This is a genomic window from Pseudomonas sp. Pse35, assembly GCF_024519715.1.
Classification (GTDB): domain Bacteria; phylum Pseudomonadota; class Gammaproteobacteria; order Pseudomonadales; family Pseudomonadaceae; genus Aquipseudomonas; species Aquipseudomonas paracarnis.
This window is the reverse complement of the sequence record NZ_JALJRP010000012.1, coordinates 144,939-151,420: the sequence shown is the minus strand read 5'-3', so window position 1 is coordinate 151,420 and position 6,482 is coordinate 144,939. Positions and strand designations below refer to the sequence as shown.

General features: G+C 60.7%; 4 protein-coding genes. All 4 read right to left on the bottom strand.

Going from position 1 to position 6,482, the window contains the following annotated elements; genetic code table 11:
• Window positions 1-68: 68 nt before the first annotated feature.
• On the bottom strand, window positions 69-302 hold the full coding sequence (locus tag OC445_RS13325) for an anti-sigma factor family protein (RefSeq protein WP_060764446.1): 234 nt from the start codon (window positions 300-302) through the stop codon (window positions 69-71).
• Window positions 296-910 carry an RNA polymerase sigma factor gene (locus OC445_RS13320; RefSeq protein ID WP_014719433.1) on the bottom strand — a complete coding sequence of 205 codons (615 nt, stop codon included), beginning with the start codon at window positions 908-910 and terminating at the stop codon, window positions 296-298. The genes OC445_RS13325 and OC445_RS13320 overlap by 7 nt, the downstream gene beginning before the upstream one ends.
• A gap of 145 nt (window positions 911-1,055) precedes the next feature.
• Window positions 1,056-2,177, bottom strand: coding sequence for a beta-ketoacyl-ACP synthase III (locus tag OC445_RS13315; protein ID WP_034128411.1), 1,122 nt, complete (start codon window positions 2,175-2,177; stop codon window positions 1,056-1,058).
• A gap of 312 nt (window positions 2,178-2,489) precedes the next feature.
• Entirely contained in the window at window positions 2,490-6,401 is a 3,912-nt protein-coding gene (gene hrpA, locus OC445_RS13310) for an ATP-dependent RNA helicase HrpA (protein WP_197901246.1), read from the bottom strand.
• Window positions 6,402-6,482 lie beyond the last annotated feature (81 nt).

Sequence of the window (6,482 nt, the reverse complement as noted above, 5' to 3'; positions counted from 1 at the left end):
CCCCCAAAAGCCTGCGACTGCTGCGCAGTCGAGCGGGAGCAAGCTCCCTCGCCACAGCAAGCTCGCTCCTACATATCCTTACGCCGCTCGGCGGCCAATTGTTCAGCCAGCGCATCAACACCCTCCACCGGCTCCTGCGGCATACGCTTGAGCGTTGCCTGCATCAGGCGCATCTGACGGATAAAGCGCCGGCAGTTCGGACAAAACATCAAGTGATGACGCACCAGCAGACGCTCGCGAAAGGTCAATTGCCCATCGAGATAGTCACTGGAACGCGCTACTTGTTCTTTACAGGTCAACATTCGCCCGTTTCCTCAAAATGCTCCACCGTGGCGAAGACTTTAAGCCGCGCTCGATGCAACAGCACACGGACGTTGGAGAGTGAAAGGGTCAGAAGATTACAGATTTCTTCCAGTTCCAGGCCCTGGCGTTCACGCAGGACCAGCACACTGCTTTGCAATTCTGACAAACTCAGAATCGTATGCTCCAGGCATTTGCGCAGTTCATCTTCGGTCAGCAGCGCTTCCGGGGTGTCCTGGTGCCAAGCGTAAGGGGCGACAGCCCAATGGCCATCATCCGGGCTGAAGCGGTCATCGCCAATGGTGCCGTGGGGTGAGGGCAAATCGTCGAGAAGGACTTCCCGACGATTTTGTTTGTAACGGCTCTTTGCGGAGTTGGCAGTGATCGTCAATAACCATGTCTTGAGGCTCGATCGCCCTTCGAACTTGGCCAGGTTGCGCACCACCGAGAGCCAGGCATCTTGCACCACCTCATCGGCATGGCGCTGGCCGACGATGGCATACGCCACTGCCCGCATCGCACTCTGGTAAGTGTTGACCAAATCCTTATAAGCCCGCTGCTCACCCTTGAGCAGGCGTTCAAGCAGGTGCGCATCGTCCGCTGCTGCCATCGATTACCTCAATATTGCCGTGGAAATACGCTCAATGTGGGGGCTGGCTTGCCTGCGATCCAGACAACTCGGTAATTCAGGCACACCGAGCCGATGCCTTCGCAGGCAAGCCAGCTCCCACAGTAGATCGCGTCCGGCCACACACTCAGCGTTTGCGCAGGATCACACTGCCAATCGAATACCCGGCGCCAAAGGAGCTGAGTACGGCAACCGCGCCCTTGGGCAGGTCATCCTGATAAGTGTGAAACGCAATCACCGAGCCGGCCGAGCTGGTATTGGCGTAAGTATCGAGGATCACCGGCGCTTCTTCCACCGATGCCTCGCGCCCCAGCAGTTTTTTCACGATCAAGTGATTCATGCTCAGGTTGGCCTGGTGCAGCCAGAAACGCTTCACATCAGTCACACTCAGCTGGTTTTCTGCCAAGTGCTCGCCGATCAATTCGGCCACCATCGGGCAAACATCACGGAATACCTTGCGGCCTTCCTGCACGAACAGCTTGTCGGGGGCGCCGATGCCCTCTTCCGCCGTGCGGTTGAGAAAGCCGAAGTTGTTGCGAATGTTGTTGGAAAACTTGGTCAGCAGCTTGGTGCTCACCACGTCGAACTGATGTTCGGACGTCGCCAGGTCAGCACGCTCCAGGATCACCGCCGTGGCGGCATCACCGAAGATAAAATGGCTGTCACGGTCACGAAAGTTCAGGTGGCCGGTGCAAACTTCCGGGTTGACCATCAGGATCGCCCGGGCCTGGCCCAACTGGATGCTGTTGGCCGCGTTCTGGATGCCGAAGGTGGCCGAGGAACACGCCACGTTCATGTCGAAGCCGAAACCCTGGATACCCAAGGCTTCCTGGACTTCAATGGCGATCGCCGGGTAGGCACGTTGCAGGTTGGAGCAGGCGACAATCACGCCATCAATGTCGGCGGCGGTCTTGCCGGCGCGCTGCAGGGCTTGTTCGGCGGCACCGATGGCCATCTGGCAAAGCACCGACCATTCGTCGTTGCTGCGCTCGGGCAGGCGCGGCGCCATGCGCTGCGGATCGAGGATGCCGTCTTTGTCCATCACAAAACGGCTCTTGATGCCGGATGCCTTTTCGATGAATGCCGCGCTCGACTCGGTCAGCGCCTGCACCTCGCCACGTTCGATAGCGGCGGCGTTGTCGGCGTTGAACTGTTGTACGTAGGCATTGAAAGACTGCACCAGCTCTTCGTTGGAGATGCTGTTGGCCGGGGTGTACAGGCCGGTGCCGCTGATGACGACGTTATGCACGGTCGTTCCTCTAAATCTGTCAGGCAGAAGATATTGGTACCGTCGTACCAAACTGTAAGTCGTTTGATTCCGTCCAGCAGGCATCAAACTGGCAACGCTTTATCTAATCTTGTAACCGCGAAGTTTGCCACAACGCCGGTGATTTGGCGCCATATGCCAGACAAACATCCAATTGTGGGAGGGGTTTGTCCTCATACCTGTAGGAGCGAGCTTGCTCGCGAAAAACTCACAGGCGCCGCGTTTATTCAGGAGAGCCGCGTTATCGTTGACGTTTTTCGCGAGCAAGCTCGCTCCTACAAGTGGGCCAGGGGTTCAGGGCTCTACCTGGCTCCATTGCTTGCTCAAGCGCTTATCGGAAATCGGCACTTTGGTGCCCAACTGCTGAGCAAACAGCGACACCCGGTATTCCTCCAGCCACCAGCGGTATAGCTCCAACTGCGGGTCGCGCTTGCCTTCCTGAGTGTGTTTGTTCAGGCGGTTCTGGTACTGCGCCCACAGGCCGCCCAATTCGCTGCTCCACACGCGGTCCTTTTGCACCTGGCTCGGCAGTTTTTCCAGGCGCAGTTCGATGGCCTTGAGGAAACGCGGCAGTTCCTTGAACCACTGGGCCGGGGTTTCCCGCACAAAACCTGGATACACCAGGTTGCTCAGTTGCTGCTTGATATCGTTCAAGGCCACGGCCTGGGCCAGGTCGATCTTGCCTTTGAAGCGTTTTTGCAGGCCGTGCCAGAGCTTCAGCACTTCCAGGGTCAGGCGCGCCAAGCGTTCGGCGTGCTCAGTCCAACTGCCGCGCTTGCGTTCAGCCAAGGCTGCCAGGCCAGCGCCGTCCCGTGGCAGGCTATCTTCGCCTTCAAGTACGCAGGTATCGAGGCTGGCCAGCAGGATGTCTTCCACCAGCGCGTCGATACGCCCCAGTTCACGGTACATCAAGCCCAACTCGGTCAAGCCCGGCAATTTGCCGCGCAGGAATTTCGCCGGTTCCGCCAATTGCTGCATCAGTAGGCGCTGCAAGGCGCGACGGTGCTGGAACTCGGCTTCGGCGGCAGTCGAGAAGCGCCCCTCCTTGACCGTGCCGTTCTCTTCCACCAGTGCCGGGTACACCGTCATCGATAGGCCGGCGATGTTCTGCTGGGTTTTTTCCGCCACCGCCGCAAACACCTTGGCCTCCACCGGCTGCTGGCTTTTCGCGGTTTGCGGCACGGCCAAAGCCGCCTGGCTGGCTTCGGCAAACCGTGCGGTGAGCTCGGCCAGGTCACGGCCTTCGCCGAGGAATTTGCCCTGGCCGTCGACCACTTCCAGGTTCATCTTCAGGTGATTCTCCACCTGTTGCGCCGCTTCGGCCCACGCCTCATCGCTGACCCGCGCACCGGTCATGCGCAGCAATTCACGCCCCAGCGCCTGGGGCAGCGAGCCCTGGCCGAATTCGATGCGTTGCAGCGCGGCCTTGACGAAGTCCGGCACCGGCACGAAGTTTTTGCGCAACGCCTTGGGCAAGTTGCGCACCAGAGCGATGCACTTGGCTTCGATCAACCCCGGCACCAGCCACTCCAGGCGCTCGGCTGGCAACGCCGGCAACAACGGCGCCGGCACCCGCAGGGTCACGCCGTCACGTGGGTGGTTGGGTTCGAAGTGGTAACTCAAGGCCAGGGCCAGGTCGCCCAAGTGCAAGGTGTCCGGGTAATGCGCGGCGGTGACTTCACTGGCCTCGCGGGCCAGTACGTCTTCTTCACGCATGATCAACAGTTGCGGGTCTTTCTGGCTGTTGACCTTGTACCAACTGTCAAAGGTGGCGGTCTGGTGAATCTCTGCAGGCAGGCGCGCATCGTAGAAGGCGTACAGGGTTTCTTCATCGGCCAGGATGTCGCGACGGCGGGCCTTGGCTTCCAGCTCGTCGAGTTGCTCCAGCAGTTTCTGGTTGGCCGTCAGGCACTTGGCACGGGACTGAATCTCGCCGCGCACCAGGCCTTCACGAATAAACAACTCACGGGACACCACCGGGTCAATCGGCCCGTAATGCACCGGCCGGCGCCCGACCACGATCAGCCCGAACAGGGTGATCTGCTCAAAGGCCACCACCTGGCCGCGCTTCTTCTCCCAATGGGGTTCGAAGTGGTTTTTCTTGATCAGATGCCCGGCCAGCGGCTCGATCCAGTCGGCGTCGATTTTCGCCACCATGCGTGCATAGAGCTTGGTGGTTTCCACCAGTTCGGCGGTCATCAGCCATTGCGGGCGCTTCTTGCCGATGCCCGAAGACGGGTGAATCCAGAAGCGACGCTGGCGCGCGCCGAGGTAATCGCCGTCTTCGGTCTTCTGGCCGATCTGGCTGAGCAAGCCGGACAGTACCGCTTTATGCAGCTTCGGATAGTCCGCGAGCTCTTTGTTGAGGCTCAGCTGCATGTCGCGGCAGATCAGGCTCAATTGACGATGGGAGTCGCGCCACTCGCGCAGGCGCAAGTAGTTGAGGAAGTTTTTGCGGCACCAGTTGCGCAACGGACTGGCGGTCAGTTCCTGGCGCTGCTCCTCGAAACCGCGCCACAGGTTGACCAGCCCGGCGAAGTCCGAATCCGGGTCTTTCCACTGTGCGTGGGCCTGGTCGGCCGCTTGTTGACGCTCCGGTGGGCGCTCGCGCGGGTCCTGGATCGACATGGCGCTGGCGACGATCAACACTTCCTGCAAACTGCCCAGCTTGGCCGCTTCCAGCAACATGCGGCCCATGCGCGGGTCCACCGGCAAGCGGGCAAGCTGGCGACCCAACGGCGTGAGCTGGCTGTTGCGGTCTACCGCCGAGAGTTCTTGCAGCAGGTTGAAACCGTCGCTGATGGCCTTGCCATCCGGCGGTTCGATAAACGGGAAATCGGTGATCTCGCCCAGGCGCAGGTGCAGCATCTGCAGGATCACAGCAGCGAGGTTGGTGCGCAGGATCTCCGGATCGGTAAATTCCGGGCGCCCGATAAAGTCTTCTTCGCTGTACAAGCGCACGCAAATACCCGGCTCAACCCGGCCGCAACGGCCTTTACGCTGGTTGGCGCTGGCCTGGGAAATCGCCTCGATGGGCAAACGCTGCACTTTGGCGCGGTAGCTGTAGCGACTGATGCGCGCCGTACCGCTGTCGATCACGTAGCGAATGCCCGGCACGGTCAGCGAGGTTTCCGCGACGTTGGTCGCCAGTACCACGCGCCGGCCCGGGTGGGACTGGAAAATGCGCTGCTGCTCGGCCGGCGACAGCCGTGCGTACAACGGCAAAATCTCGGTGTGCTTGAGCTGGGCCTTGCGCAGCATGTCGGCCGCGTCACGAATCTCGCGCTCGCCGGGCAGGAACACCAATACATCGCCAGGACTGCGCCGTTCGCTGCGCTCATAGGCGGCGATTTCATCAAGGGTGGCAAGGATCGCCTGGTCGACGGTCAGGTCGTCCTCGACGCGGTTGCCCTCCTCGTCCTGTTCCAGGGTGAGTGGGCGATACCAGGTGTCCACCGGGAAGGTACGGCCCGACACCTCGACAATCGGCGCATCGTCGAAGTGCTTGGAAAAGCGCTCCAGGTCGATGGTGGCCGAGGTGATGATGACTTTCAGGTCGGGGCGACGCGGCAACAGGGTCTTGAGGTAGCCGAGCAGGAAGTCGATGTTCAGGCTGCGTTCGTGGGCTTCGTCGACGATGATCGTGTCGTAGCGCTCGAGGTAGCGGTCGTTCTGGGTTTCGGCCAGCAGGATGCCGTCGGTCATCAGCTTGATCAGGGTGTTGGAGTCACTCTGGTCTTCGAAGCGCACTTGGTAACCGACCAGCGCACCTAATGGCGTGGCCAGCTCTTCAGCGACACGGCTGGCGACACTGCGCGCCGCGATCCGGCGCGGCTGGGTGTGGCCGATCAGGCCGAACTGGCCACGGCCGATTTCCAGGCAAATTTTCGGCAACTGCGTGGTTTTACCCGAGCCGGTTTCACCGGCGATGATCAGTACCTGGTGCTTGTTCAGCGCGTCCTTGATCTCATCGCGCTTGGCGGCAATCGGCAGGCTGTCGTCGTAGCGAATCACCGGCAGGCTGGCACGCCGCGCCGTGACCTGCGCGCACGATGCCTGCATGCGCGCCACCCACTGCGCCAACTTGTCCTCGTCGGGCTTCTTGCGCAGCTCAAGCAACTGCCGGCGCAAGCGGTGGCGGTCGGCGAGCATGGCGTGATCGAGGGTTTTGAGCAGTTGGTCGATGGTGGGTGCTTGGTCAGTCATCAGGTGCGTTTGGGTCGTCTATTTATGCAGGGGGCGGATTGTCGCAGAAAAGCAGCTGCTAGCGGCAAGCTTCAAGCAGCA

Coding starts and splice junctions, on each gene's coding strand:
- OC445_RS13325 (WP_060764446.1), bottom strand. CDS start 302: ATGTTGACCTGTAAAGAACAAGTAGCGCGTTCCAGTGACTATCTCGAT.
- OC445_RS13320 (WP_014719433.1), bottom strand. CDS start 910: ATGGCAGCAGCGGACGATGCGCACCTGCTTGAACGCCTGCTCAAGGGT.
- hrpA (WP_197901246.1), bottom strand. CDS start 6,401: ATGACTGACCAAGCACCCACCATCGACCAACTGCTCAAAACCCTCGAT.